Source organism: Nitrospirota bacterium (assembly GCA_020846775.1).
Taxonomy (GTDB): domain Bacteria; phylum Nitrospirota; class 9FT-COMBO-42-15; order HDB-SIOI813; family HDB-SIOI813; genus RBG-16-43-11.
In genome coordinates, this window is record JADLDG010000103.1 from 1 (window position 1) to 3,127 (window position 3,127).

The 3,127-nt window shown below is 43.5% G+C and carries 3 protein-coding genes; all 3 read right to left on the reverse strand.

Annotated elements, in window-relative coordinates:
* The coding region (locus IT392_12385; GenBank protein ID MCC6545273.1) for a cysteine synthase family protein at positions 1-688 on the reverse strand (688 nt) is incomplete at its 3' end.
* A 55-nt stretch (positions 689-743) separates the two neighbouring features.
* Positions 744-2,825 (reverse strand): glycine--tRNA ligase subunit beta, encoded by a 2,082-nt coding sequence (locus tag IT392_12390; GenBank protein ID MCC6545274.1) that lies wholly within the window; start codon positions 2,823-2,825, stop codon positions 744-746.
* A gap of 3 nt (positions 2,826-2,828) precedes the next feature.
* Positions 2,829-3,127 (reverse strand): glycine--tRNA ligase subunit alpha (locus tag IT392_12395; GenBank protein ID MCC6545275.1); only part of this gene is annotated, 299 nt, incomplete at its 5' end.

Sequence of the window (3,127 nt, forward strand, 5' to 3'; positions counted from 1 at the left end):
CGAGTTTATTCAAATCAAGTATAGGCGGCACGTAACCATCCAGCAGGCTCCTCAGTCCCTGCAGGCCGCTTTTAGGATACGGCTGCACTGCTATTATCTGTGTCCCGGGGTTATGCTCCTTTAAACGTCTGCCGGCCCCCATAAGAGTTCCGCCGGTGCCAAGACCTGCAACGAAATAATCAATAGGTTCCTGAACATCCCTGAGAATTTCCACTGCAGTAGAGTAATAATGGGCGCCGGGGTTATTGGGATTGCTGTATTGATCCAGCATGATATAGTCTTCATTTTCTTCTGCCATCTTCTTTGCAACCCTGATAGCGCCATTGGTGCCTTCATCACCAGGAGAAAGAACTATCTCAACACCAAATGCCTTCAGGACCTCACGCCTTTCAACGCTCATGCACTCAGGCATTACCGCAACAAGCCTGTAACCCTTGATCCTGGCCAGCATACCAAGGGATATGCCGGTATTGCCGCTCGTAGGTTCAAGGAGTATCTTGTCTTTTGAGAGAATACCTTCCCTCTCAGCGGTTTCAATCATATATTTTGCAATGCGGTCCTTAACACTCCCCGTAGGATTAGCCCCCTCAAGCTTTGCATATATCTTAACATTTTTATTGGGATTAAGCCTGCTTATCTCAACCAGCGGTGTATTCCCAATCGCATCTATAAGCGACTTATATAGCATACTTCCCTTTCTTATTACTCATTGCTGAGTACTCATTGATCATCGCTTCTTATACTTACTTACCTTCAACTACAATTTGCCTGAAATCTGCAAAGTTCAGGAATAAATCCCGCAGCATGCTCATCAATGATATCCTGTTGTTCCTCAAATTTGTATCCTTGTCCATTACAAGTACCTTGTCAAAGAAAAGGTCAACATCTGATTTTAAATCAGCGATTGAGGAGAATGCATTCCAATAATTATATTCCTTCTTCGCCAGCATAGCATTATATTCTGCTTTTTTATAAGCATCGTAAAGCCCTTTTTCCTCAGCCTCTTTTAAAAGCCCTTCTTTAAATATACTCATAAAATCAGCAGGGATTATATTCATCACACGTTTGAATGAAACAGTAAGGGCATCAAACTCCGGTTTGATCCTGTAGCGGTCCAGCGCCGTTATCCTGAGAAATGCATCATATGGATCATCAAGATCTGTTGAGATAACTGCCCTCACGCAATCATACCTGTATCCCTCTGCAACGACAAGTGTACTGAGTCTCTCTCTGAAGAATTCGATAACATTTTTTGTGATCTCATTATATCTTGCTTCGGCAATAATACCTTTGTAAGTAGAAAGACTTACCTCTGCCACTTTCTTCAAATCAACATGATGCCCACCCTTAATCAGTATATGGAGGATACCGATAGCCTGACGTCTCAACGCATAAGGGTCATTTGAACCGGTAGGAATATTCCCCGATCCAAAACATCCTGCTATATTATCCATCTTCTCTGCAACCGCAAGTATCTTGCCTGCCTTTGTATCAGGAAGCATGTCTCCTGAAAACCGGGGTAAATATTGCTCAAATATAGCCATTGCTACCTCACTCTTTTCCCCCTGCCTTAAGGCATACTCCCTCCCTATGACCCCCTGCAGTTCGGGAAACTCCCCAACCATATCTGTCATAAGATCCGCTTTGGATAACTCTGCAGACCTTACAGCAGCTGGGGCAATATCTGACAACTTAAACAGTTCTGACAAGTGACTTACTGATGACTTTAATCTTACAACCTTCTCAGACATAGTGCCAAGTTTAGCCATAAAGACTACCTGTCCAAGTTTAACAGACCGGTCCTCAAGTCTTAATGTGCTGTCGGCGTCAAAAAAGAATTTCGCATCAGACAACCTTGCCCTGACAACCCTTTCGTATCCGGACCTGATTACAGCAATATCCCTGGGCATTGTATTACTGACTGAAATAAAATATGGAAGGCTCCCTCCACCTTCTTTTTCAATTAAAAAAGACCTCTGATGCTCCCTAAGCACTGTTACAAGGACATCTTTAGGAAGAGACAGGAATCCTTCATCGAACCTGCCGCAGACTGCAACAGGATATTCTGTTAAGAATGCGACCTCTTTAAGGAGTTCCTCATCAGGAACAACAAGACCGCCTTTTTCATGAGAGATAGACTTTAGCTGTTCTTCTATCCTCGTAAGACGATCCGATTGGTCTGCAATGACAAACCTTTCCATCAGAGAGCTGACGTAATCATCCGGTCTTTTAACGACAAAAGATCCGGGAGACATGAAATGATGTCCATAAGATGTTCTTCCGCTTTTCACGCCTGCAAAATCAAACCCGGCAATTTCATCCCCATATATAGCCAGCAGCCATCTCAACGGCCTGGCAAAACGGACCCTTGTATCATTCCAGCGCATGGATTTTGGAAAGGTTATTGATGATAAAAGGTTCTTTAGTAGTGAAGGGAGAACATCTTTTGTCTGTTTCCCTTTTTCATGTTTCTCTGAAAACAGATATTCACCCTTATCAGTATGCTTAATCTTTAATTGAGAGATATCTATTCCCTGGCTTTTTGCAAAACCCACTGCCGCCTTTGTCGGAACACCATCAGCGCTATAGGCGGCACTTTTGGGAGGCCCGGACACTTCAATGACAACATCTTCCTGCATTTCATCTGCTTCCGTAACAATTAATGCCAGCCTTCTTGGCGTGCCGTATACAGAGATTTCCCTGAATCTGATACGATTTTCCATTAAGAGCCGCTCAGCAGCAGCCTTGATGTCCGCTATTGCAGCAGGTAAAAACCTTGCCGGGAGCTCCTCGACCCCGATCTCCATAAGTATATCTTTATTCATAATTCATACTAACTGACTTGAATACCCCTCAGCACATTTCTTTGCAAGGTTTCTAACCCGTGCTATATACCCTGTTCTCTCCGACACGCTTATAGCCTTCCTCGCGTCAAGGAGATTAAAGATATGGGATGTCTTGAGGCAATAATCATAGGCAGGGAGTATCAATCCTTTCGCGATAAGAGATGATGATTCACTCTCATACATCTTAAATAACGTGAACAACATCTCTATGTCTGCCTCTTCAAAATTATACCTGGAAAACTCCACCTCTGTCCTGTGATGGATATCTCCATACGACATTC